The organism is Pigmentiphaga litoralis (assembly GCF_048632615.1).
Classification (GTDB): domain Bacteria; phylum Pseudomonadota; class Gammaproteobacteria; order Burkholderiales; family Burkholderiaceae_B; genus Pigmentiphaga; species Pigmentiphaga litoralis_B.
In genome coordinates, this window is the sequence record NZ_CP184479.1 from 4056004 (window position 1) to 4078984 (window position 22981).

Genomic DNA, 22981 nt, shown 5'->3' on the forward strand with positions numbered 1-22981 from the left:
CTGGAGACACACCATGAAGACCCGCATCCTTGCCGCCCTGGCGGCGACCGGACTTGCCCTTGGCGCTCCCGCGCAGGCGCAGGCGCCCAAGATCTCCAACGACACGATCAAGATCGGCTTCATCACGGACGGGTCCAGCGTGTATGCCGACATCGACGGGCCGGCGGGCGCCGAGGCGATCCGCATGGCCATCGCGGACGCGGGCGGCCAGATCAACGGCAAGAAGATCGAATTGCTGTATGCCGACCACCAGAACAAGCCGGACGTGGCCTCGGCCCGCGCCCGCGAATGGTTCGACCAGCAGGGCGTGGACATGCTGATCGGCGGGACCAACTCGGCGGCGGCCCTGGCCATGGCCAAGATCGCAACCGAAAAGAAGAAGCCCTACATCGTGATCGGCGCCGGATCGTCGCGCCTGACCAATGAAGACTGCTCCCCGTACATCGTCCACTATGCGTATGACACGGTCGCGCTGGCGCGCGGCACCGGATCGGCCGTGGTGGCCCAGGGCGGCAAGAGCTGGTATTTCCTGACCGCCGACTACGCCTTTGGCCACTCGCTCGAAGCCGACACCAGCACGGTGGTCAAGGCCAATGGCGGGCAGGTGCTCGGCGCGATCCGCGCACCGCTCGCCTCGTCCGACTTCTCGTCTTTCCTGCTGCAGGCGCAGTCGTCCAAGGCGCAGGTGCTGGGCCTGGCGAACGCGGGCGGCGACTTCATCAACTCGGTCAAGGCAGCGAATGAATTCGGCCTGACCAAAAGCATGAAGCTGGCCGGACTGCTTGTGTTCATCAACGACATCCATACGCTGGGCCTGCAGGCGACCCAGGGCCTGTACCTGACCGATGGCTGGTACTGGGACCAGAACGCCGACTCGCGCGCCTGGGCCGCCAAGTTCGAACAGAAAGTGAAGCGCAAGCCGTCGTCGCTGCAGGCGGCCGACTACTCGGCGGCATCGCTGTTCCTGAACGCGGTCAAGGCCACCGGCACCGATGACGGCGACGAAGTCATGAAGTGGTTCAAGTCGAACAAGGTCAACGACATGTTCGCCAAGGGCGGCACCATTCGCGCCGACGGCCGCATGGTCTATGACATGTACCTGTTCCAGGTCAAGACGCCGGCTGAATCCAAGGCGCCTTGGGACTACTACAAGGTGGCGCAGACGCTGCCCGGCGACAAGGTCTACACGACGCCGGCTGAATCCAAGTGCTCGCTCATGAAGAAGTCATGACAGACATTTTCGGCATTCCGACCCAGGCCCTGCTCGGGCAACTGCTGCTTGGCCTGGTGAACGGCTCGTTCTATGCCGTGCTCTCGCTCGGCCTGGCCGTCATCTTCGGCTTGCTGAATGTGATCAACTTCGCGCACGGTGCGCTGTACATGGTCGGGGCCTTTGCCGCCTGGATGGGGCTGACCTATTTCGGGATCAACTACTGGGTCATGCTGGTGGTTGCCCCGCTGGTGGTGGGGCTGATCGGCATCGTGATCGAAAAGACGATGCTGCGCTGGCTCTACCGGCTCGATCATGTGTACGGGCTGCTGCTGACCTTCGGGTTGACGCTGCTGCTCGAAGGCCTGTTCCGCAGTTTCTTTGGCGTATCGGGCCAGTCCTATCCGGTGCCCGATCTGTTGCGGGGCGCAACCAATCTGGGCTTCATGGTGCTGCCCAACTATCGGGCCTGGGTGGTGGCCGCTTCGCTGGTGATCTGCCTGGCGACCTGGTTCGTGATCGAACGCACCAAGCTTGGCGCGTATCTGCGCGCCGGCACCGAGAACCCGCGGCTGGTCGAAGCCTTCGGGATCAACGTGCCGCTGATGGTCACCCTGACCTATGGATTTGGCGTGGCGCTGGCCGGCTTTGCCGGCGTGCTGGCCGCGCCGATCCTGCAGGTGTCGCCACTCATGGGCACCAACCTGATCATCACGGTGTTCGCGGTGGTGGTGATCGGCGGCATGGGGTCCATCCTGGGCGCGATCCTGACCGGGCTCGGGTTGGGAGTGGTGGAAGGACTGACCAAGGTGTTCTATCCGGAAGCGTCAAGCACCGTGGTCTTCGTGCTGATGGTGCTGGTGTTGCTTACCCGGCCCGCGGGCCTTTTCGGGAAAACCAAATGAACCGCCGACTTCTGGCCTGCGCCGTGCTGGTGGTCATTGCCGGCATGCTGCCGCTCATGAACGTCTACCCGATCTTCGTGATGAAGGTCATGTGTTATGCGCTGTTCGCCTGCGCCTTCAACCTGTTGATGGGGTACACGGGCCTGCTCTCGTTCGGTCACGCGGCCTTTCTGGGAAGCGCGGCCTATGCCACCGGTTATGCGCTCAAGACCTGGGGGCTGCCGACGGAACTCGGCATCTTGTTCGGCGTGGCCGTTGCCGCGGCCGTGGGCTATGTGATGGGCGCGCTGGCCATTCGCCGCAGTGGCATCTACTTTTCGATGATCACGCTGGCGCTGGCGCAGATGCTGTACTTCTTCTTCCTGCAGGCGCCATTCACGGGCGGAGAAGATGGCCTTCAGTCGATTCCCCGCGGCACGCTGCTCGGGGTCGTTGATCTGAGCAACGATCTGTCCTTGTATTACGTGGTGCTGGGCATCTTTGTGCTCGGCCTGGCGATCATCTACCGGACGGTGCACTCGCCGTTCGGCCAGGTGCTCAAGGCCATCCGCGAAAACGAGCCGCGTGCGGTCTCGCTGGGCTATGACGTAGACCGGTTCAAGCTGCTGGCTTTCGTGCTGTCCGCCGCGCTGGCGGGACTCGCCGGCTCGACCAAGGCCGTCATTTTCGTGTCGGCCACGCTCAGCGACGCGGTCTGGCAGGTGTCGGGCCTGGTGATCCTGATGACGCTCATCGGCGGCATGGGAACGCTGATCGGCCCGATCATCGGGGCCTTCATCATCGTGCTGCTGGAAAACAAGGTGGGCGAGTTCGGCACGTCGTTGGCCAGAATGACGGGCGTGGAGTGGTTTGCGGGTCTGGGCGAGTCGGTCACGATCGTGACCGGCCTCATCTTCGTGGTGTGCGTGCTGGCCTTCCGGCGCGGGATCGTCGGGGAACTGGGGGCGTTCATTGCGCGGCGCCGGGGCCAACCCGCCGCGCATTGATCGATGTGGGCCGACCATCGCGTTCAGGTCAGCCTGCCGGGGCAGCGCCTGGCGCGCGGCTTGGTGCTCAGGCGGTCCGGCGCTGCATGGCGTCCAGTTCCGGACCTGACATCGTCAGGCCGTGCCAGGCCATTGCGCACGTCACCTTCACGGCCTGCCGCAGTTCCGATTCCTTCACGACCGATGGCACGTCGCCGGGCGAGAGGATGTTGTTGACCCGTGACTCTGGCTTGTCGAAACCCGCCAGCAGGCGCATGGCCGGAATGCCGTGTGCCGCGAAGTTGGCGTGGTCCGAGTTCGGCATGAGTGGCAGGTAGGTCGCCACCGGCACGTCGGCCAGCGCCGCGCTGTTCGCCACGAATCCTTCCAGTTCCGGAAAGTCGCTGATCAGCGCGGTCAGGCTGTCATCCCCGGCGACCGTGTCGAGATTGATGTCCAGCTTGAGGTGCCCGAGTTCTTCGGCGCTCAGGCCGCCCAGGTAGCGGGCCGATCCGGCCAGCGCCCATTCTTCGGCCGAAAAAAGCAGATGCGCAGACCATGCGTACGATCGGACACGCGCGGCGCCAGGGCTCGCGCGGCAGCCAGCGCGACGACGACCCCGGTGGCGTTGTCGAGGGCGCTCTGCCCCAGGTCGTGGCCGTCCATATGCGCGCTGATGACGATGCGGTCGTCGGTCCGGCCTGGCAGGTCCAGGATGCCGACGCCAGCCAATGCGTCCGGCAGCTCTTCGCCATGGATGACCAGGCGCACGCGAGCCTGACCGGCGGCGCAGGCTGTGGCGATACGTTTGCCGGACTCGAAGTCGATATAAGCGGCGGGAATGCCCGGGCCGCCGCGCGCGCGGCCCGATGAGCCCGACAGCAAACCCTTGCCCGGCAGCGGATTGGCGATCAAGAAGCCGATCGCACCGCGCGCGACGGCCAGGTCGTACTTGCGGCGGCGATGCATGTGGGTAGGGGAGAACGGGTATTCGTGGCGGACCAGGACGATCTTGCCACGCACGGTGTCGCCCGCGCGGTCGAAGTCATCGAGGCGGCCCGGGCCGAGGTCGATAACGCTGCCGACCAGGCCGCCCTCAGGCGTGCCGAGGGAGCGAAGCAGGGGTTTGCAGGCGAGGGGGAGACCTTTGTCTTCCGAAAAAATGCCGGAAATTGCCACAGTTGCCCCAAGGTTGCCCGATGCGGCAGATGTGGCAGATTTCCCGGTTTTTTCAAATGAGGAAGACGCCGCCGACGGAGCGGACGCCGCAGGGGCTGCGGCACTTTCGTCGTCGTCCGCGACGTGACCCTCCAGCAGATGCAGGCTGGCTTCCAGGCAGCGCCAGCCGTCATACGGCACGTTCACGCGGGACACCGTGCCGCCGGTCTCGCGCAGGCGTTCCATCGCCCATTCCATCGCGGCGTCTTCCTGGCCGCTGCCGGCCAGGCGCCCGCCAAAGCCGCACAGGGTCGTGAAATCGTTCATCAAGGCCGGGTCCTGCCCGGCGCGTGCTATCCAGTCGCTCATTGTCATCCTTTGATGGTGCAGGTCGCCCGTGCTGTGCGAGGTCCATGGACGACTGGCCCGAAAGCGGGCCAGTGTGTGCTGCGTGGACCCGTGCCGGGCCCCTGCGGAGGTTGCGGTTGCTACCGCTTATTCGAGTTTGATGTCGGCGCGCTGGACGACGTCCTTCCAGCGGGCCAGGTCGACCTTGACCAGGGTTTCCAGGGCGCGCGGGCTGGTGTCGGCCGGGGCCGTGACGCCAACGGCGCTCATGCGGGCCTTGACGCGCGTGGCCTGCATGACCTTGGTCATTGCCTGGCTCAGGGTGTCGAGCACCTGCTTGTTCACGCCGGCCGGGGCGACCAGGCCCCACCAGCTTTCCACCGTCATGTTCGGAATGCCGGCTTCCTGGAAGGTCGGCACCTCGGGCGTATCCTTCTGGCGCTGCGGGCTGCTGACCGCGATCGGGCGCAGGCGCTTGGCCTGGTACAGGGCGCTGGCGCTGGCCATGGTCGTGAAGCTGGTCTGGATCTGGCCCGCGGCCAGGTCGTTGACGGCGGCGCCGGCGCCCTTGTAGGGCACATGCACCAGCTGGCTCCCGGTGTTGATCATGAACAGCTCGGCCATCAGATGGGTCAGCGCGCCATTGCCGCCTGATCCGATCGAGATCGTGCCGGGGCGTTCCTTGGCAGCCTTCACCAGTTCAGGCGCGGTCTTGACTGGGAACGACGGGTTCACGAACAGATAGGTAGGCGCGACGCCCAGCAAGGCAATCGGCGCAAAGTCCTTCTGCACGTCGTACTTCACGCGTTCGCGATAGAGCGCGGGCACGATGGTAAAGGGAACGTCGGCGATCAACAGGGTGTAGCCGTCGGCCGCTTCGTTGGCCACGTACCCGGTGCCGATCATCGACCCCGCCCCGGCGCGGTTTTCGACCACCACCGACTGGCCCAGCACGGCGCCCAGCTCATCGCTGATGGCTCGCGCGATCACGTCAGAACTGCCGCCGGCCACGTATGGCACGACGATCTTGATGGGACGGTCGGGATACGCGGCCTGTGCGGGAGCGGCGACAGCCGCGGCGGTCAGGCCGGCGGCCAGCAATGCGGCAAGGGTATTCCTGGAATTCATGACTGTGCGTGCCTGGAAGTTCATCTTGCTCGCATTGTGCGATCCACTAGGCCGACGGACCAGCGAAGAATCGGCATGCGCTATTCCTGATTGGAATGGCTGGGGGTGATGGTGGGGGCCTGCTACAAGCCGGTTTCCTGGCCGTCTTCCCGCCGACTGCCCGGGGCGCCGTCGAGATCGGTATTCCCGGCACCATCCAGCCGCTCGCCAAGCTGGGTCACCCACGTGCTGAATGCGTCCAGATAGGGCCCGCCCTGGTTCGGGCGCGGCAGCATCAGGTGGTAGCCGTAACGGCCTTCCACCGATTCACCCAGCGGTCTGACCAAGGTGCCATCGGCAAGGGCATCGCCCACCAGGCACAGCGGCACCACCGCAGCGCCCAAGCCGTGCAGCAGTGCCGGCAGCAGCAACGAAAACCCTTCGTACTCGGGCGCGCTCGGGCTGGGGCCGGCCCAGGCCGGCGCGGCTTCAGCCTTCCAGTCATCCCAGCCATAGCCACGCTGCGCCCGCTTGAGCAGCGTCACCTTGTCCAGATCGGCCACGCTGCGAAGTGATTGCCGGGCCAGCAAGGCAGGCGACGCAACCAGCGCCATTCGTTTGCCGCACAGGAGCTGCGTCGCCATGCCCGACGCATAGCCGGTGTGCAACTGGATCTCGGCATCGAATCGTTCGGCCTTGTCGCGGCCCAGCATCAGGCGCGGGCGCACGTTGATGCGGATCTCCGGATGCATCTCGAAGAATTCCTGCAGATTCGGGATCAGGCAGTACTGGGCGAAGGAGGGCGACACCGCAATGTTCAGATTGACCCGGGCATTGGGGTGCGCGACCAGCGCGTCGGCTTCGTCGATCAGGCGGACTGCGGCCGTGATCTTTTCAAGATAGAGCGCCCCGGCATAGGTCACGCGCAGGCCGGTGGGCGTGCGTTTGAACAGGGCGGTGCCCAGGCGTTCTTCCAGCGCCTGGATGTGCTTGCTGACCGCGCTCTGCGTCAGGTGCAGTTCTTCGGCGGTGCGACTGAAGTTCAGGTGGCGTCCCGCGGCCAGGAACACACGTAGCGAAGACAGGGAATTGCGTGAACCTTTCATGCGGTCGAAGGGGAAAGCGAAAAATGGAAAACCGCGCCCTTGGCGGGCACGTCGATCAATCGGATGTCGCTGTGATGCAGTTGCAGGATACGGTGGACGATCACGAGCCCCAGGCCACCCCCATCGCGCCGGGCCGATCCGCCCAGGCTGGACGGCCGCAGGAACAGGCTGTCGCGCGCGGCGGCGGGAATGCCCGGACCGGTATCGCTGACTTCCACATCCACCCCCGCCGGGCCTTTGCGCAGCACGACTTCGATCCGTCCGCCGGCCGGGCTGTGACGGATCGCATTATCCAGCAGGTTCGTCAGTACGCGTTCGATCATGCCGAGGTCCGCATGGACGGGGGCAGGTCGTGCGCAATGTCGGCCACCAGATGCTGGTCGCGGGCTTCGGCGGCCAATTCGCATTTCTGCAGCACGTCCTGGACCAGTTCGGGCAACGAGAAGGTCTCGGGTTCGGGCTGGACGGTGCCGGACTCCAGCCGCGCCAGTTCGAACAGCTCCTGCGCCAGCCGGCCCACCTTGCGGCTCTGGCCAAGCGCAATCTCCAAGTACCGGCGTCGCTCGGTTGCATCCAGGCTGTCGCCTTTCACGGCCAGTGTTTCCAGATAGCCGTGCAGTGACGTCAGCGGCGTGCGCAGGTCATGCGAAATATTGGCGACCATCTCGCGCCGCTGCTGGTCCTGGCGCGCCAGTTGCCGCCATTGCTCGGCCAGCCGCTGCGCCATTTGCGCAAAGGCCTGCCGCAAGATCACGATGTCGTCGCGTTCCTTGTCGACGTCGGGCAAGGCGCCTGGCGGAGCCAGGGCGGCCAGCGCCGCGCCGTCGGTATCGAAGTGGCGCAGGGTATCGGTCAGGCTGCGCAGTGGACGCGTGATCAGGCGGAATGCGATCAGGCCGGCGAACAGAATGCCGAATCCAGCCACGGCCAGCGACCACAAGGTCGTCCGCAGCACCGAACTGGCGGCCACGTCGGCGGCAAGCATGTCGTGCGCCTGACCTAGCAGCACCACATACACATAGCCCATGTCTTCGTCGCCCACCTTCAGCGGCGCGGCGCTGAACACCTTGCGGCCGGACGGGCTGCGCGGATCGTCGCCGAACAGGGGCAGGGCGTGGCCCGCCAGCAGTTGGCGGATCGGGGCAAGGTCGACGTGATCCCGCCGCAGCCTGCGCGGCGCGCCGCTGGCCACCACGTGGCCGTCGCGATCCAGCAGGTAGACCTCGACACTCGGATTGACCGCCATCAGCTTGTTGAACAGGTCGCGCACTGCCTGCGGCTTCCACCCGCTGCGGTCCATCAGTTCGCTGTTGCTTGCGATGTGACCGGCCAATCCGGCCGACAGGCGTTGCACGGTTTCCTGCTCGTGCTGCGTGTTGGCGCGCATCTGCAGCATGGCCGACACGCCGCAGCTGATCAGCAGCAGTACTGCGAAGGCGACAGACAGCCGCTGGGACAGGGACAGGCGCATCACGGGGTGTCCCCGTCGGCGGGTGCGGCCGCGCCCGCGAATTTGTAGCCGCGGCCCCAGACGGTCAGGATGCGGCGCGGCGCCGAGGGATCGGCCTCCACCTTCATGCGCAGCCGATTGATATGGGTGTTGACCGTGTGTTCATAGCCGTCGTGCTGATAGCCCCAGACATGATGGAGCAGGTCCATGCGCGAAAAGACGGTGCCCGGGTGCCGCGCGAAAAACACCAGCAGGTCGAACTCGCGGGGCGTCAGCTCGATGGCCACCCCGTCGACCGTGGCTTCGCGCGCCAGCGGGTTGATGGACACGCCGCCAATGTCCAGGTTGCCTGCGTCGATCTTCATGTTGCGCGCCATGGCGTCGGTGCGCCGCAGCAGCGCCTTGACCCGGGCCACCAGTTCCAGCATCGAGAACGGCTTGGCCAGGTAGTCGTCGGCGCCGATCTCCAGGCCAAGTATGCGGTGCACCTCGCTCGACCGCGCACTGATGATGATGATCGGGGTGTAGCGTGTCATGGCGCGGGCGCGGCGGCACAATTCCAGGCCGTCGATGCCGGGCAGCATCAGGTCCAGCACCAGGGCGTCCCAGCCGCTTGCCTCGAGCAGGCGCAGGCCGGCGGTGCCGTCGGCGGCGTGCTCGACCTGATAGCCCTCGTCATGCAGGTGCATGCGCAGCAGTTCGGCAATATGGGTGTCGTCTTCAACGATCAGCACCCGCTTCTGGATGTCCATGGCGCACCGGTGGGTAAAGGAGTGCCGCCCCGGTCAGCTGGCGCGGCAGTCGTCATTGTCGCCAATCACGGCGGCAGAATAGATCACAAATGATGAAATTTTCCCCCCCTAGGGGCGACACTGGCGGACCGGCAAAGCCGGATCCGCGGTGTCCCCGTTAGGACGCCGCGGTGATGTCAGGTTCGTTGCGTCTTCAGCGGCTCGGGCGGGGTGTCCGCGCCTTGGCCCAGGGGGCGTTGCATGATGACGGTGTCGACCCAGCGGCCGAGCTTGAAGCCGACGGCGGGCATGGTGCCTATCATCTGGAAGCCCAGGCTGCGGTGCAGGCCGACCGAGGCGGTGTTGGCGCTGTCGCCGATCACGGCGACCATCTGGCGCCAGCCGCCTTCCGCACATCGCTCGATAAGCGCGCTCAACAATGCCTTGCCAATGCCCTGGCCGCCCATGCCGTCGGCCAGGTAGACCGAGTCTTCAATCGTGTTCCGATAGGCCGGCCGCGCGCGGTAGGTGTTCGCATAGCAGTATCCGACGACCTGGCCGTCCCGCTCCGCCACCAGGTAGGGCAGGCCCAATGCGCGCACCGTGGATAGCCGCCGGCTCAATTCATCGATGGCCGGCGGGATTTCTTCGAAGGTGGCCAGGTTCGTCAGGACATAGGGCCGGTAGATGGCTTCGATCGCTGCAAGATCGATCTCGGTCGCGTCTCGGACGAGGAAGGATGGGGCTGAAGTCATGCGGGCGCTCTGGACGGAACTCGTGGAAACCGTCAACGATATACCAGGCGAGCGGGTGGCAGGCGAAGCGGGTCACTGTCGCCCGCTCCAGTAGTGGGCGTCACGCGGTTCGGCAGTCAAGCAGTCCGGCCGTGGCGCATTCAGGCTGTCACGCGTTCAGACTGCCACGCGTTCAGACCCTTACGCGTTCTGCGTCGCCACGAACAGAGTGCGCAGGTGTTCGCCGGACGTCGTCGCCGGATACTTGGGCGCGTCCCCGGTGCAGGTCGGAATGCAGCGGATCTCCGCGTCGTAGTTGGGATTGTGGAAGAACACCACCGACAGACGACGGCTGGCCGCACCGGCGTCGGCCGGCGGGTTGACGACGCGGTGCAGGGTGGACACCCAGGCATTGTTGGTCCAGCGGGCCATCAGATCCCCGATGTTGATGATGAAGCAGTCGGGCACGATGGGCACGTCCACCCATTCGCCCGCGGCATTGAACACCTGCAGGCCGCCGGGTTTGTCTTCGGTCGCCAGGATGGTCAGGCTGCCGTAGTCGGAATGCGCCCCTGCGCGGATCTGGCCGGGCACCGGCGTCTCTGATTGCGCCGGATAGTTGCGCACGCGCAGCCGGCTGATGTGTTTGTCCACCGACGCATCGAAGTGGTGTTCGTCCAGCCCCAGCCCCAACGCAAAGATGCGCATCAGCTGCGTCGCAAGCCGGCCCATTTCGCGGTAGTAGGTGCTGAAGGTGTCTTGCAGGTCGGCGGGCGCCTCGGGCCACAGGTTGGGCGCGAAATGCTTGCCCGCCGCGGGCGCCGACGCATAGTCCGGGTCCACCGCGTCGACCGGGCCGATCATCAGGCTTTCGTTGAGGTCACCCGCCGTCGCGGTGGCGTCGCGAGACCGGCCCACCGATTCCTGTTCGATGCCGATATAGCCTCGGGTCACATCCTTGGCAGGTTGCGCGACCTTCCGTTTTTCGGCCATGGGCAGATCGAAGAAGGCGTTGGACACGGCGCGCATCCGGGCCAGCAGGTCGGGCGCGACGCCATGGCCCGAGATGATCAGGAAGCCGATGTCACGACAGGCGCGATCCACTTCGCGGGCAACCGCGCGTTTGGCGCTGTCGTCGCCGTGCAGGAAAGGCTGGATGTCGATGATGGGAACGTGAAGCAAGGGCATGACGCCTCCGATCAGGAAAAAGGGGGAGTTGCCGCGCGGGGCGCGTCCCCGCGATCGGCACCGCAGGACAAGGGATTCAGTGGCCGCCCAGATAGGCCTTGGCCAGATCGTCGTTCGCGGCAATCTCGGCGGCGGTGCCCTGGGCAACCACCCGTCCGCCCTCGATCACGTACGCGCGGTCGGCCAGGGCCAGGGCCAGCGCCGCCATCTGGTCCACCAGCAGGATGGTCATGTTCTCTTGCCGCAACTGGTCCAGCGCGGCAAAGAGTTCGGCAATGACCTTTGGCGCCAGGCCCAGCGACGGTTCATCCAGCAGCAAGATGCGCGGCTTGGACATCAGCCCGCGCGCCACCGCCAGCATCTGCTGCTCGCCGCCCGACAGCAGGCCGGCGCGTTGATGCAGCCGTTCACGCAGGCGCGGAAAGCGCGTCAGCATCTCTTCCACGCGGTTGTCGATGTTCTCCGGATGCAGGAAGGCGCCCAGGCGGATATTGTCCAGAACCGTCAGCTCACTGAAGACCTGCCGGCCTTCGGGCACCAGCACGAGGCCCAGTCCCACCACGGCTTCGGCCGGCTTCTGTTCCAGGCTGTTCCCGTCCAGATGCAGCCCCCCGATGCCGAACGATGCAGGCCCGACAGGGTACGCATCAGCGTCGATTTGCCCGCGCCATTGGCGCCGAGCAGCGCCACCATTTCGCCGCGTTTGACCTGCAGGCTGATGCCGTGCAGCACCGGTTCGGCGCCGTAGCCCGCAACCAGATCGTCCACGCCCAGAAGGGTGGGGCCGATCAGGGTGTCGCGTGCCCTGGGGGCGGCATCGGCCGCGACCAGCGATTCGCCCAGGTAGGCCTGGCGCACGGCCGGGTCTTGCTGGATCTGCGCGGGCGTGCCGACCGCGAGCCGCTGGCCTGCGTCGAGCACCACGATCTGATCGGAAATCGCCATGACCAGCGCCATGTCGTGTTCGACCACCACCACGCCCAGGCCGGCGCCGGCGATCTGGCGGAGCAGATTCGCCAGGCGCCCCTTGTCTTCGCGCGACAGGCCCGCCGCGGGTTCGTCCAGCAACAGCACGTCCGGGTCGGTCGCCAGTGCGCGGGCGATCTCGACCAGACGGCGATCGACGTGGGCCAGGTCCGCGGCGGGTCGGTCCAGCGCCCCGCGATAGCCGCAGTAGTCCAGCAACTGCCGGCTGCGCGCCCGCACCGATGGAGATATGAATCGCCGTGCGCCGAGCAGCCCTCCCAGCACGCCCCGGTTGATGGCAAGCGCCACGTTGTCCTCGACACTCAGGCTGCCGAACAGTTGCGAGGTCTGATAGGTGCGGGCCACGCCATGCCGCGCGATGCGGAAGGCGGCGGTGGCCTGCAGGCTGCGGTCGCCCAAGGCGAAGCCGCCAGCCGTGGGGCGATAGAAGCCGCTGAGCATGTTCAAAGCCGTGGTCTTGCCCGCGCCGTTCGGGCCGATCAGGCTGGTGACCGCGCCAGCCGGCACATCGAAGCTCAGTCCACTGACGGCTCGCACACCGCCAAAGGTCATGCCGAGCTCACGGGCATGCAGGACACCGCGGGGACGGGCCGCGATCGGGGATGCGGGGGCAGGCGCCGTGCCGGAGGCCGTCCCATGTGGCATGGCCGACGGCGTGCCGCGGACCCGGGCAGCCAGCTTGCGCAGCAGACCCATCACGCCCTCGGGCGCGATCCACAACACCAGCAGCAACAGGCCGCCAAAGAACAACAGGCGATAGTCTTCCAGGCTGGACAGGACTTCGGGCAGCACGCCGACAATGGCCGCGCCGATGACAGGACCCGCGATCGATCCGGCCCCGCCGATGATGACAACCAGAACGAACAGGATCGACTGCATGAAGCTGAACGTGTCGGGCGTGACGAAGCCGGACAGGGGCGCAAAGAGCCCGCCTGCCAGACCGGCCAGCAGCGCGGATACCGCGAAGGCCACGGTCTTGACGACCAGCGGGCTGAGGCCGATCGATTCGGCCGCGATCTCGCTGTCCTTCACGGCGCGCATGGCGGCGCCCCACGTGCCGCGCGACAGGAGCGCATACCCGCCCAGCAGCGCCAGCGTCGACAGGATGGCCAGGATGGCGACGCCTTGTTCGGTGCCGATCACGCCGCCGAACGAAGGCGCGCCGATGTTCATGATGCCGTTCTGGCCGCCGGTCAGACCGCGCATTTCGACCGCGCTGTGCTGCACGATGAAGCTGAACGCAATGGTGATCATGGCCAGGTAAGGCCCTTTGACCCGCAAGGCCGGCAAGGCGAGCAGGGCGCCGAGCAGACCCGCGATCAGGGCGCCCACGGGCCAGGCCGCCCAGAAGCTCCAGCCGGCCTGGCTGGTCAGGATCGCGACCGCATATGCGCCGATCGCATAGAAGCCGATGTGGCCGAACGACACCTGACCGGTCAGGCCCAGCAACACATTGAGCCCGATGCCGACAATGGCAATCAGCGCCACATTGGCGAGCACGAACACGTAATAGCTGTTGACCGTGAGCGCCAGCGCGATCGCGCCCGCCGCGGCCAGCAGCGCAAGGAGAATGGACAGTCGGTTCATACTTTCTTCACCTCGGCGCGGCCGAAGAGGCCAGTGGGGCGGACGGCCAGCACCACGATCACCAGCGCGAAGGTGATGATCTGCGTGTAGCCGGACCCGAGCGTGACGGTGATGAGCGCTTCGGCCAGGCCGAACAGCAGCCCGGCGAACATGACTCCCCAGGCGCTGGTGATGCCCCCCAGGATGGCGACGGCAAAGGCCTTCAGGCCGAACAGCGTGCCCATGTCGGAGTTCACGTTGAACAGCGGCGCGATGAGTACGCCGGCCACACCCGCGAACAAGGTGGACAGCGCGAAGGCAATGGCGATGGCGCGGGTGATCGGGATGCCCATGAGGCGGGCGGCGTCACGGTTCTGGACCACGGCCAGCATGGCCGTGCCCCAGCGCGTACGCCGCGCGATGAAGTGCAGGGCCGCGGCCAGAGCCAGACCCAGCACCGGAATCAGCAACTGCAGGGGATAGACCCCGAAGTTGACGCCCCCAATGTCCAGCGGCGAGCCAACCAGGGGGACGGCAGGCTGCGGGGTTCCTTGCCGAAGGTGTGCATGACGATGTTGTCGAGGACGATGCCCAGGGCCACCGTCGACATGAGCCAGGCGTTGGACCCGCGCGCGGTAAAGGGCCGCACGGCAATGAACTCGACCAGCAATCCATACACCGCGCACAGCAGCAGCGCCGTCATGATGGCCATCGGCATGGGCCAGCCCAGCGTCTGGGCGAAACAGAAGCACAGCACCGCGCCGAGCATCATCGAACTGCCCTGCGCGAAATTGACCGTGCCCGAAACGGCGTAGGTGATGTAGAAGCCGAGGGCCATCAGGCCATACATGCTTCCCAGGCCCAGCCCGCTGATAAGTGCCGATAGCAGCATGACGTCTCCGCGCCGCGTCAGTTGGCCATGCCGACGGGCAGGATGCGGTTGTCGATGAACTGCGCCCACACGTAGTCGTTCTCGGTCAGCGCGTCATGCTGCGTGACGGAGAAGGGCTGCTTGTAGGACTTGATCAGGCCGTCGTAGCTCGCGATCTTGTAATAGCCCTGGCGGATGGCGTCACCGTCGGTGGAGTTGGCTTGCGCGATCGCCAGCGCGGTCAATTGCATGGCGTCGTAGGCATTGGCCACGCCCACAGCCGGGCTGATGTCGTTCGGACCCTTGATGTCGGAATACTTGGCCTTCAGTGCGCTGATGACTTTTTCACCGACCGGCGATTGCTTGCCGAAGAAGCTGTACGTCTGCACGAAGTGGACGATCTTGCCGTTGGGACCGGCCAGTTCGGTAAAGCGGCCACCGGCGGGACCCCAGTGCGAAACGACCGGCACTTTCCAGCCCATGCGGTCCAGTGACTTGACCATCTGCGCCGAAGGCCCGACGTTGCCGACCAGGAACAGGGTGTCGGCGCCCGCCGCCTTCAGGCGCGTGAGCTGGGGCACCAGGTCCACATCGCTGCCTTCGAATTTTTCGCTGCCGACCGGCTTCATGCCCTTGGCGGCCAGCGCGGCGATCAGGCCCTTTTCATTCGATTCGCCCCAGGGGTTGTTGATCATGACCAGACCGAACTTCGAAGTCTTGAAGGTTTTCTGGGCGTAGTCGACCATGCCTTTGTCCACGGTCTCGTCCACCGCCGATACGCGGAATGCGTAGTTTGGATTCGCGCCGTTCTGCGTGATGGCGGTGCCGGCCGCCCACGGTCCCATGAAGGGCACCTTGCTCTGGTTGGCGAGCGGCACGATGGCCATCGACACCGGCGTGTCCAGTCCGCCGAAAATGACCGCCACCTTTTCCTTGAAGATCAGTTCGCGCGCAGCCACCACGCCCTTCGCGGGGTTGCCTTCATCGTCGCGGCGCACCAGCGTCAGCTTGCGGCCACCCAGCAGTCCGCCCTTGGCATTGATCTCGTCGATCGCGACCTGCATGCCGCGCGTCAGCGCTTCGCCGGCCAGTGCCGATTGACCCGACAGGGCAGTGACCAGGCCGATCTTGATCGGGTCGGCGGCAAACGCGCCGGAGGAGGCGCCGATGCCGACCAGGGCGACGGCAACGGAAAGCAGGGTGCGGCGCGAAAGCTGAGTCATGGTGTGTCCTCAATGAGGTGAGTGGGTGTTCGGAAAGTGCTGGCATGCCTTATGCAAAGGCTGTGCCAAGTCCGGCGCGTGGCGGTGTGTCCGCCCCGTTGGAAAGCCATTTTTTGCCAGCAAGAAATCAAATTTTTTGCCGACAATCAAATAAACTGATCCTCACCAATAACTGCACGGTTACGGTGCGGAAAAAGGAGAAAAGCATGCATGGCGCACCATCATCGACACCCGCGAGCACAGGGTTGGCGACCGACCCGGCGGCCTTGGTCGACGCTTACCTGACCATCCTCATGAAGCCGGATCCCGAGGGCGCGCGGCGATTCGTCGCGCCCGAACTGGCGATCCGGTTCACCGGCGGCCGCGCCATGCGCGACCCCGCCGAATGCGCGGCTTTCAATGCCAGCCGCTACAAGTGGGTCAGGAAACGCTTCGAGGCGACGGAGGTCGTGGCGGGCGCCAGCGACAGCCATGCGGTGGTCTACAACCGCGGCACGCTGTATGGCGAATGGCTGGATGGCACGCCGTTCGAAGGCAACCGGTATGTGGACCGCTACGTGATCCGCGATGGCCTGATCGCGCAGATGGATGTCTGGAACGACAGCGCCGAATGGCTGCTGGTCCGCGCGGGGTTGGCGGCGCTATGACGGCATCGACCGCGTTTCCGGATACCCGCGCGACACGGGCCGCGCCCGCCCACGGCCCGCTGGCCGTGCATGACCGCTTCGACTATTCGCCCATCCATCAGCGCGCGGACTACCGGTGGCCCAATGGCGCGCGCCTGGCGGTCTACCTGGGCTTCAACATCGAACACTTCGCATTCGGTGAAGGCATGGGCGCGCGGATCGGTCCGGCCCTGGGCGAGCCCGACGTGCTCAATTACTCCTGGCGCGAGTATGGCAACCGGGTAGGCGTGTGGCGCTGCCTGGAACTGTTCGATGACCTGGGGTTGCCGTCGGGCGTGATCGCAAACACCGCGATTTTCGACCATTGCCCCGACGTGATCGCTGCCTGCGTCGCGCGGGGTGACGAACTGATCGGCCACGGCCACACCAACTCGGTTCACCAGGGTGCGATGGCCGAGGCAGACGAACGCGCGTTGCTGCGGCACTGCCGCGATCGCATCGCCGCCAGCGGCGCCGGCGCGCCGGCCGGGTGGCTGTCGCCCTGGATTGCGGAATCGGCCGTGACGCCCGACCTGCTGGCGGAGACGGGCTACCGCTATACGCTGAACTGGTGCCACGACGATCAGCCGACCCGCATGCGCACGCGGGGCGGGCAGCCGCTGTGGGCCATTCCCTACCCGCAGGAATTGAACGACATTCCGATGATCATTGCGCGCCAGATGGACGCCAAAGATTTTGCCGGCATGATCGTCGACAACTTCGACGAGATGCTGCATCAGTCGCGCCGCGAATCGCTGGTGATGGGGATCGCCCTGCATCCCTACCTGGTGGGCCAGCCCTATCGCTTGCGGCACTTGCGCCGTGCGCTGGAACACCTGGCTCGCGCCCGGGACCGCGGCGAGATCTGGTTCACGACGCCCGGCGCCATCTGCGACCACGTCGACGCAGTGATGCCCGCAGCATCGCCCCTTCTCAAAGAATCCGCATTGAATGGAGCCCGGCCATGACCGACGATTTTCCTGTTCACGACACCGTGGGCGCCTGGGTGCCGCACGGCCGCTTCGTGATCCATGGCGCGGCGCAAGGCCCGCTGGCCGGGCTGCGCTTTGCCGCGAAGGACCTGTACGACGTGGCTGGCCACGTGACCGGCGCGGGCAACCCCACCTGGCTTGCCACGCATCAGGCCGCGATGGTTACCAGCCCGGTCGTGCAGACGCTGCTGGATGCGGGCGCTACCCTGGTTGGCAAGACCTTGACCGACGAACTGGCCTACAGCATTGCCGGCGACAACGCGCATTACGGCACGCCCATCAATGCGCGGGCGCCGGATCGCGTGCCTGGCGGATCGTCGAGTGGATCGGCCGCGGCGGTGGCGGCGGGCCTGGTGGACCTGGCGCTGGGCACCGACACTGGCGGGTCGACGCGTGTACCCGCCAGTTACTGCGGACTGTGGGGCCTGCGCACGTCGCAGGGCGCCCTGCCGGCGGCCGGCCTGGTGCCGATGGCGCCTGCGTTCGACACCGCGACCTGGCTGGCGGCACGCGCCGGCGTATTCGAGCGGGTGGCCGAGGTGTTGATGCCCGCCGCGCCGCTGGCCTTTCATCGTGTGCTGCGGCTGGCCGACGCGTGCGACGAGGCGGACGCGGTATTTGCCGAGCCCCTGGCGCGCGTGACCGACGCATTGGCCGCCCTGCTCGGGCAGGCCGGGACGGCGGCCGAGGTGCAGGATGTGCGGGTCGCCGATGGGCCCCGCGGCAGCGGCGAGTCGGTTCCCGGACCGACGAGTCCCGTGACCGACGCCGTCACCGATCTGGCCGGCGGGGGCCTGGAGTCCTGGCGCATGACCTACGTAACGGCATCGGCGTTCGATGCCTGGCAGGCGCAAGGCGAGTGGATCACCTCGGCCCAGCCGGTATTCGGTGACGCGATCGCCTCGCGATGGAAGTTTGCCAGCACGGTCACGCGCGCCGCTGCCGACGCCGCGTTTGCCCGCAAGGCTGCCATCGTGGACCACATGAACGCGCTGCTCGGGCAGGATGGCATCGCGGTGCTGCCGTCTGCGTCCAGCGTGGCGCTGTTGCGCGATGCCGCGCCCGATGTCGTCGACACGGTCCGGACGCGCACCTTCCGTATCACCTGCATTGCGGGACTGTCCGGACTGCCCCAGGTCAACCTGCCGTTCATCGGAGAAGGGGGCCTGCCGGTCGGCGTGTCGTTGCTGGGACCCAAGGGCAGCGACATGGCGCTGATCCGCATCGCGGTGCGCCTGGGACGGCAGTTGGGATGCCTGGGTACCGATGGCGGCGGCGACATCGACGCGGCGGGAATGGTTGCGGATGTCAACCTTTCGTCAGGCGCCGGACCGGCCGTGGTGGCAAAATAAGAGGATGTCTTCTCTTCCCTCCGCTTCCCGGCCGCGCGGCCGCCCCAGGGTGCGCCCGACCGTCGGACCGGCCCGGCCTGCCGACAATGACGAGTCGCTGGGGATGGCCCATGCCGACACTGGCGACGCCATCGAAACCCGCATCTATCAGGCGGTGGTCGACAGTGTGATGAGCCAGCGGCTGACCCCGGGCACCAAGTTGCCCGAAGCGGCGCTGTGCGAGTTGTTCGGCGTGGGCCGCACGCTGGTGCAGAAGGTGCTGCAAAAGCTGGCGCACGACCACATCGTCGAATTGCGTCCCAATCGGGGCGCCATCGTGGCCATGCCGTCACGTGAAGAAGTGGGCAAGCTGTTTGAAGCCCGCCGCGCGCTTGAAGCGGCCATCATGCCCCTGGTGGTCGAGCACGCCACCAAGGCCGACCTGACCGCGCTGCGCCGGCAGCTGAAAGAAGAACACCATGCCATGCACCGGTACAAGCAGACCGACTGGGCGCGGTTGGCCAGCAGCTTCCATCTGCGGCTGGCGGAGCTGTCGCGCAACACGATCCTGCAGCGGTATCTGGGGGAACTGGTGTCGCGCTGTTCGTTGGTGGTGGCGCTGTTCGAGCCGCCAGGCAACGCGTCATGTGAACACGACGAGCATCAGGCGGTGGTCGACTGCATTGCCGCGCGCGATGCCGATGGTGCGGTCCGGGCAATGGAAGCCCATTTGCGGGTGCTGGAAGACCGCATCAACCTGATCGCCGAAAAGCCGGGCAAGAGCCTGGCGCATATGCTGGGCATGGAGTGACGTGGAAAGCTGACCGGCATCCATGACATGGCGGCGGAGTCGTCACGATGTCATGGATGGGGCGGTCCTGGCGATCACCCGGGAATCTTCATCCCCCGCTGCACGGCAGGGCGGTCGCCCAGGGTTTCCAGCCAGCGGTGCAACGCTTCCTTGTTGTCCAGCCGTTCTCCCAGCACCTTGCCAAGAAAGGTCGTGGCCGCCACGGTCCAGGCATAGCACGAGATGTCCGCGATCGAATATTCTTCCCCGCCAGATACGGATGGCGCTGCAACTGTTTGTCCATGACGGTCAGCAGGCGATCCGATTCTTCGGTGAAACGTTCGATGGCGGCCGGGGTCTTTTCTTCCGCGCGCACGCCGAAGTATCCGAGCTGGCCCAGCATCGGGCCAAGGCCGCCGATCTGCCAGTGCAGCCATTCGAGCACCTTGTAGCGGCCAGGGCCGGAGGCCGGCAGGAACTGGCCGCTTTTTCGGCAAGATAGGTCAGGATCGCGCCGCTTTCAAAGATCGACAACGGGCCGCCTTCGGCATCATGGTCGACGATGGCCGGGATCTTGTTGTTGGGCGCAATGGCCAGGAATTCATCGCTGAACTGCTCGTTCTTGCCGATGTTGACGGGCTTGACCTCGTACTTCCAGCCCAGCTCTTCAAGCATGATGGACGGCTTGCGGCCATTGGGGGTGGTCCAGGTGTAAAGGGTGATCACGGGCATGACTCCTGAAGAAGGTGTTGCAGCCACTGTAGCGCGTCGCGCCGCCGCGACCGATCGCCGTCGATTCCCCAGAAGGGTTTTACAGCTCGTTGCGCTCGTCAACCAGCCTGCATGTCACACTCCCTGCTCAACCACATGCAGGCAGGAGACACGATGAAGCCCGGAATTCTGGCTATCGACATTGGCGGCAGCGGCATCAAGGCCGACGTGATCGACGAAGCGGGCGTCATGCAGACCGGGCGCGTGCGCATCGATACCCCCAAGCCGGCCAAGCCCAAAGTGGTGGTCGAGGCGATCGTGGATCTGGTCAAGGACTTGCCGGCGTATGACCGCATCTCCATCGGCTTTCCGGGCGTGGTGCGCGACGGCAAGGTGCTGACCGCCGCGAATCTCGGCAAGGACATCTGGTATGGATTTCCGCTGGCCGACACCTTGTCCGAACGCCTGGGCGGCCATCCGGCCCGTTTGCTGAACGATGCCGACATGCAGGGGTTCGGGCTGATCGAAGGCAAGGGCGTCGAGCTGGTGATCACCTTGGGCACGGGGTTCGGCAGCGCGCTGTTCCGGGATGGAGAACTGATGCCGCACATGGAACTGGGCCATCATCCCGTGCACAAGGATCGCACCTACGATCAGTACGTGGGCAATGCGGCGTTCGAACGGATCGGCAAGCGTCGCTGGAACACGCGCATGGCGCGTGTGCTGCCTATTCTGCACACGCTGCTGCATGCGGATCGCATTCATATCGGCGGCGGCAATGCGCGCGAGCTGACGATCGAATTGCCCGACAACGTCAAGGTCGGGTCCAACGATGCGGGCATCCGGGGCGGGGCGGCCCTGTGGACGAAGCGGACCTGATTCGCGCCCTGGGGCCTGACCGGCTCCGCGCCTAGGACTTGCCCGCCGCGCGTTGCCGCACGATGTCCATGAAGGCCTGCACGGCCGGACCGGGCGGCGTCGCGCCCATGGTGGACAGTCCCACCGATGCCGTGGTGCCGCGGGTGTCGATGCGCAGGACCGCAGCCCGTCCGCTGGACACGTCGTGCGCGACGATACCTTCGGGGCTGAACCATACGGCATCGCTTTCGCGCATCAGCGCGCCGGCCACGCTCGATGACAGCGTCTCGGTGCAACGCGCCGATGGCGCAATGCCATTGCTGGTAAAGAAGGTGTCGGCGGCGGCGCGGATGAAGGTGCCCGGCGTCGGCAACACCATCGGGTAGGCCGCCAGGTCGGCGGGGGCGACATCCTTCAAGGCCAGCAGCGGATGGCCCGCCCGCGCCACCAGCACCATGGGTTCCGAATACAGGTGTTCAAACGCGATGCCCACCATCTGGCTGGGCTCGGCGATACGTCCCAGCACCAGATCCAGTTCACCCAGGCGCAGGCGCATCAACAGTTCCGGGTTGGCGCCGTTGTAGGCCGTGACCAGTACGTCGGGGTAGCGCGCCTGCAGGTCGATGATCGCCAGGGGCACCAGCGCGGTTTCGGCGGTGGGCAGCACGCCGATGCGCAGGTGTTCCGGCGCTTTGGCGCCGGACCCCAGTTGATCGAATCCGTCCTGCAGCATGCCCATGGCCTGGGCGGCGTGGCGCAGCAGGGTATGGCCTGCTACGGTCAATTCCAGTCCCTTGCGGTAGCGCAGGAACAGGATTTCGCCCGTGATGTCTTCCAGTTCCGACAGCGATTTGGACACGGCCGACGGCGTCAACGACAGGGCGTCGGCGGCTTTCAGCACACTGCGATGGCTGGCCAGCGCGATGAGGCATTGCAGATGGCGCAGCCGCAGGCGGGGGTCGAAGAACCTCAAAAGATTTCCTATCGCTCAATTGTCTGGCGTAACCGTCAACCTGTAGTCGGGCGCGTGCCCCTATGATCGACGCGCAGTGAGGCAGGCGTTCGCCCTGCAAGTCACGCCTATCGGAGGAGAGTTTGCCATGCTTCAACACCCGTCGCGATTTCTGGCCGCCACGTCGGTCGCCCTGGCGTGCGCCCTGGGCGCAAGCGCGCCGGCGCGGGCCGAGTATCCCGACAAGCCCGTCAAGCTCGTTGTCAACTTCACGGCGGGCGGGCCGCTGGACATCATGGCGCGCCTGATTGGCGAAAAGCTGGCGGGGCAGTTCAAGCAACCTTTCGTGGTGGAAAACAAGACGGGCAGCGGCGGCAATATCGGCGCTGCGTCGGTGGCCACCGCGGCGCCCGACGGTTACACGCTGCTGGTCGGCCTGGATTCGACCTTTACCGTGAACCCGGGGCTGTATCCCAACCTGGGCTTCAGGCTGGACCAGCTCAAGCCTGTCACCTTGTTCGGATCATCGAACATGCTGATCGCGGTCAGCCCGAAGGTGCAGGTAAGCACGCTCAAGGACCTGGTGGCCAAGGGCCGCGCCGATCCCGTCAGTTTCAGCTCGGCTGGCAATGGTTCGCCCGGGCACCTGAGCGGGGCGATGCTGGCGCAGGCAACCGGCCTGAAGATCACGCACGTGCCCTATCGCGGCAACGCGCCGGCGGTGCTGGCGCTGGTGTCGGGCGAGGTACAGGCCGCGGCGCTGGCTGCGTCGGGTCTTATCCAGCAGGTGCAGGCTGGCACAGTCACGCCGCTGGCAGTCACAGGGCGCGCGCGGTCGCCGTTATTGCCCAACGTGCCGACCACGGCCGAACTGGGCTTCCCGGACGTGCGGCAGGACGTGATCTATTCGGTCATGGCGCCAAGCGGCACTCCGCAGGCCATCATCGATAAACTCGAAGGCGCGATCACCACGGCGCTTGCCGCCCCCGACATTCAAGAGCGGCTGCGCACCATGGACATCAGCCCCATGAACCTGCGCGGCGACGCGGCCACCCGCGAGCTGGCGGCCACGCGCGACCGATACCTGAAGATCATCAAGTCCAGCGGCATGTCGGTGGACTGAAACGGAACAG

General features: G+C 65.9%; 20 protein-coding genes and 3 pseudogenes. 9 read left to right on the forward strand and 14 right to left on the reverse strand.

Annotation, left to right across the window (positions count from 1 at the left end):
• Positions 1-13: 13 nt before the first annotated feature.
• From ACNANG_RS18640 to ACNANG_RS18650, 3 genes are read left to right on the forward strand one after another with little or no spacing between them, the layout of a single operon-like run.
• Complete coding sequence (locus tag ACNANG_RS18640; protein WP_420224258.1) at positions 14-1231, forward strand: ABC transporter substrate-binding protein; 1218 nt, start codon at positions 14-16, stop codon at positions 1229-1231.
• The gene (locus ACNANG_RS18645; RefSeq protein ID WP_420224259.1) at positions 1228-2115 is read left to right on the forward strand and encodes a branched-chain amino acid ABC transporter permease; all 888 of its coding nucleotides are present in this window, start codon (positions 1228-1230) and stop codon (positions 2113-2115) included. Before ACNANG_RS18640 ends, ACNANG_RS18645 begins: the two co-directional genes overlap by 4 nt.
• Positions 2112-3101, forward strand: a complete 990-nt coding sequence (locus ACNANG_RS18650; protein WP_420224260.1) for a branched-chain amino acid ABC transporter permease — start codon at positions 2112-2114, stop codon at positions 3099-3101. Before ACNANG_RS18645 ends, ACNANG_RS18650 begins: the two co-directional genes overlap by 4 nt.
• 67 nt (positions 3102-3168) lie before the next feature.
• Here the strand turns inward: ACNANG_RS18650 and ACNANG_RS18655 are convergent, their stop codons facing one another.
• The 11 genes and pseudogenes from ACNANG_RS18655 to ACNANG_RS18705 all read right to left on the reverse strand — a co-directional run bounded on the left by ACNANG_RS18655 (position 3169) and on the right by ACNANG_RS18705 (position 15549).
• Positions 3169-3459, reverse strand: coding sequence for a hypothetical protein (locus tag ACNANG_RS18655; RefSeq protein ID WP_420224261.1), 291 nt, complete (start codon positions 3457-3459; stop codon positions 3169-3171).
• A 107-nt stretch (positions 3460-3566) separates the two neighbouring features.
• Positions 3567-4484 carry a PA domain-containing protein gene (locus ACNANG_RS18660; protein ID WP_420224262.1) on the reverse strand — a complete coding sequence of 306 codons (918 nt, stop codon included), beginning with the start codon at positions 4482-4484 and terminating at the stop codon, positions 3567-3569.
• Between the two features lie 249 nt (positions 4485-4733).
• Positions 4734-5714, reverse strand: coding sequence for a tripartite tricarboxylate transporter substrate binding protein (locus tag ACNANG_RS18665; RefSeq protein ID WP_420224263.1), 981 nt, complete (start codon positions 5712-5714; stop codon positions 4734-4736).
• A 122-nt stretch (positions 5715-5836) separates the two neighbouring features.
• Positions 5837-6799 carry a LysR substrate-binding domain-containing protein gene (locus ACNANG_RS18670; RefSeq protein ID WP_420224264.1) on the reverse strand — a complete coding sequence of 321 codons (963 nt, stop codon included), beginning with the start codon at positions 6797-6799 and terminating at the stop codon, positions 5837-5839.
• Positions 6796-8270, reverse strand: a pseudogene (locus ACNANG_RS18675) (sensor histidine kinase). Before ACNANG_RS18675 ends, ACNANG_RS18670 begins: the two are co-directional and overlap by 4 nt.
• Entirely contained in the window at positions 8270-9001 is a 732-nt protein-coding gene (locus tag ACNANG_RS18680) for a response regulator transcription factor (protein WP_420224265.1), read from the reverse strand. Before ACNANG_RS18680 ends, ACNANG_RS18675 begins: the two are co-directional and overlap by 1 nt.
• A gap of 176 nt (positions 9002-9177) precedes the next feature.
• Positions 9178-9735 carry a GNAT family N-acetyltransferase gene (locus tag ACNANG_RS18685; RefSeq protein ID WP_420224266.1) on the reverse strand — a complete coding sequence of 186 codons (558 nt, stop codon included), beginning with the start codon at positions 9733-9735 and terminating at the stop codon, positions 9178-9180.
• A 180-nt stretch (positions 9736-9915) separates the two neighbouring features.
• A complete protein-coding gene (locus tag ACNANG_RS18690) occupies positions 9916-10902 on the reverse strand; it encodes an isopenicillin N synthase family dioxygenase (RefSeq protein ID WP_420224267.1) in 987 nt (328 codons plus the stop codon).
• Positions 10903-10978: 76 nt separating this feature from the next.
• Positions 10979-13476: pseudogene (locus tag ACNANG_RS18695) on the reverse strand (ATP-binding cassette domain-containing protein).
• A pseudogene (locus tag ACNANG_RS18700) lies at positions 13473-14347 on the reverse strand (branched-chain amino acid ABC transporter permease). The pseudogenes ACNANG_RS18695 and ACNANG_RS18700 overlap by 4 nt, the downstream one beginning before the upstream one ends.
• A gap of 17 nt (positions 14348-14364) precedes the next feature.
• The gene (locus ACNANG_RS18705) at positions 14365-15549 is read right to left on the reverse strand and encodes an ABC transporter substrate-binding protein (RefSeq protein ID WP_420224268.1); all 1185 of its coding nucleotides are present in this window, start codon (positions 15547-15549) and stop codon (positions 14365-14367) included.
• Positions 15550-15755: 206 nt separating this feature from the next.
• Here ACNANG_RS18705 and ACNANG_RS18710 point away from each other — a divergent pair, with 206 nt between their 5' ends.
• Genes ACNANG_RS18710 through ACNANG_RS18725 form a run of 4 tightly spaced genes read left to right on the forward strand, consistent with a single transcriptional unit; the run spans position 15756 to position 19348 of the window.
• Complete coding sequence (locus tag ACNANG_RS18710) at positions 15756-16196, forward strand: nuclear transport factor 2 family protein (protein WP_420224269.1); 441 nt, start codon at positions 15756-15758, stop codon at positions 16194-16196.
• Entirely contained in the window at positions 16193-17182 is a 990-nt protein-coding gene (locus tag ACNANG_RS18715) for a polysaccharide deacetylase family protein (RefSeq protein ID WP_420224270.1), read from the forward strand. Before ACNANG_RS18710 ends, ACNANG_RS18715 begins: the two co-directional genes overlap by 4 nt.
• Entirely contained in the window at positions 17179-18558 is a 1380-nt protein-coding gene (locus ACNANG_RS18720; RefSeq protein WP_420224271.1) for an amidase family protein, read from the forward strand. The genes ACNANG_RS18715 and ACNANG_RS18720 overlap by 4 nt, the downstream gene beginning before the upstream one ends.
• A gap of 4 nt (positions 18559-18562) precedes the next feature.
• Positions 18563-19348 carry a GntR family transcriptional regulator gene (locus ACNANG_RS18725; RefSeq protein WP_420224272.1) on the forward strand — a complete coding sequence of 262 codons (786 nt, stop codon included), beginning with the start codon at positions 18563-18565 and terminating at the stop codon, positions 19346-19348.
• A 74-nt stretch (positions 19349-19422) separates the two neighbouring features.
• Here ACNANG_RS18725 and ACNANG_RS18730 read toward each other — a convergent pair whose 3' ends face one another.
• Both ACNANG_RS18730 and ACNANG_RS18735 read right to left on the reverse strand, forming a co-directional pair.
• Positions 19423-19551, reverse strand: coding sequence for a hypothetical protein (locus tag ACNANG_RS18730; protein ID WP_420224273.1), 129 nt, complete (start codon positions 19549-19551; stop codon positions 19423-19425).
• An 85-nt stretch (positions 19552-19636) separates the two neighbouring features.
• Complete coding sequence (locus ACNANG_RS18735; RefSeq protein WP_420224274.1) at positions 19637-20053, reverse strand: glutathione S-transferase N-terminal domain-containing protein; 417 nt, start codon at positions 20051-20053, stop codon at positions 19637-19639.
• A gap of 159 nt (positions 20054-20212) precedes the next feature.
• Between ACNANG_RS18735 and ACNANG_RS18740 the strand changes: the two genes are divergently transcribed.
• Complete coding sequence (locus ACNANG_RS18740; protein WP_420224275.1) at positions 20213-20917, forward strand: ROK family protein; 705 nt, start codon at positions 20213-20215, stop codon at positions 20915-20917.
• A 31-nt stretch (positions 20918-20948) separates the two neighbouring features.
• On the opposite strand, the gene ACNANG_RS18745 is transcribed toward ACNANG_RS18740, so the two are convergent.
• Positions 20949-21869: a LysR substrate-binding domain-containing protein gene (locus ACNANG_RS18745; RefSeq protein ID WP_420224276.1), complete on the reverse strand. Its 921-nt coding sequence runs from the start codon at positions 21867-21869 to the stop codon at positions 20949-20951.
• A 127-nt stretch (positions 21870-21996) separates the two neighbouring features.
• Between ACNANG_RS18745 and ACNANG_RS18750 the strand changes: the two genes are divergently transcribed.
• Positions 21997-22971 (forward strand): Bug family tripartite tricarboxylate transporter substrate binding protein, encoded by a 975-nt coding sequence (locus ACNANG_RS18750; protein WP_420224277.1) that lies wholly within the window; start codon positions 21997-21999, stop codon positions 22969-22971.
• Positions 22972-22981: the final 10 nt, after the last annotated feature.

What these genes read in the sequence shown, in the direction of transcription:
- ACNANG_RS18705 (WP_420224268.1), bottom strand. Translation starts at nt 15,549, where the DNA reads ATGACTCAGCTTTCGCGCCGCACCCTGCTTTCCGTTGCCGTCGCCCTG.
- ACNANG_RS18640 (WP_420224258.1), top strand. Translation starts at nt 14, where the DNA reads ATGAAGACCCGCATCCTTGCCGCCCTGGCGGCGACCGGACTTGCCCTT.
- ACNANG_RS18710 (WP_420224269.1), top strand. Translation starts at nt 15,756, where the DNA reads ATGCATGGCGCACCATCATCGACACCCGCGAGCACAGGGTTGGCGACC.
- ACNANG_RS18720 (WP_420224271.1), top strand. Translation starts at nt 17,179, where the DNA reads ATGACCGACGATTTTCCTGTTCACGACACCGTGGGCGCCTGGGTGCCG.
- ACNANG_RS18650 (WP_420224260.1), top strand. Translation starts at nt 2,112, where the DNA reads ATGAACCGCCGACTTCTGGCCTGCGCCGTGCTGGTGGTCATTGCCGGC.
- ACNANG_RS18690 (WP_420224267.1), bottom strand. Translation starts at nt 10,902, where the DNA reads ATGCCCTTGCTTCACGTTCCCATCATCGACATCCAGCCTTTCCTGCAC.
- ACNANG_RS18685 (WP_420224266.1), bottom strand. Translation starts at nt 9,735, where the DNA reads ATGACTTCAGCCCCATCCTTCCTCGTCCGAGACGCGACCGAGATCGAT.
- ACNANG_RS18680 (WP_420224265.1), bottom strand. Translation starts at nt 9,001, where the DNA reads ATGGACATCCAGAAGCGGGTGCTGATCGTTGAAGACGACACCCATATT.
- ACNANG_RS18645 (WP_420224259.1), top strand. Translation starts at nt 1,228, where the DNA reads ATGACAGACATTTTCGGCATTCCGACCCAGGCCCTGCTCGGGCAACTG.
- ACNANG_RS18670 (WP_420224264.1), bottom strand. Translation starts at nt 6,799, where the DNA reads ATGAAAGGTTCACGCAATTCCCTGTCTTCGCTACGTGTGTTCCTGGCC.
- ACNANG_RS18665 (WP_420224263.1), bottom strand. Translation starts at nt 5,714, where the DNA reads ATGAATTCCAGGAATACCCTTGCCGCATTGCTGGCCGCCGGCCTGACC.
- ACNANG_RS18725 (WP_420224272.1), top strand. Translation starts at nt 18,563, where the DNA reads ATGTCTTCTCTTCCCTCCGCTTCCCGGCCGCGCGGCCGCCCCAGGGTG.
- ACNANG_RS18740 (WP_420224275.1), top strand. Translation starts at nt 20,213, where the DNA reads ATGAAGCCCGGAATTCTGGCTATCGACATTGGCGGCAGCGGCATCAAG.
- ACNANG_RS18750 (WP_420224277.1), top strand. Translation starts at nt 21,997, where the DNA reads ATGCTTCAACACCCGTCGCGATTTCTGGCCGCCACGTCGGTCGCCCTG.
- ACNANG_RS18660 (WP_420224262.1), bottom strand. Translation starts at nt 4,484, where the DNA reads ATGGAACGCCTGCGCGAGACCGGCGGCACGGTGTCCCGCGTGAACGTG.
- ACNANG_RS18715 (WP_420224270.1), top strand. Translation starts at nt 16,193, where the DNA reads ATGACGGCATCGACCGCGTTTCCGGATACCCGCGCGACACGGGCCGCG.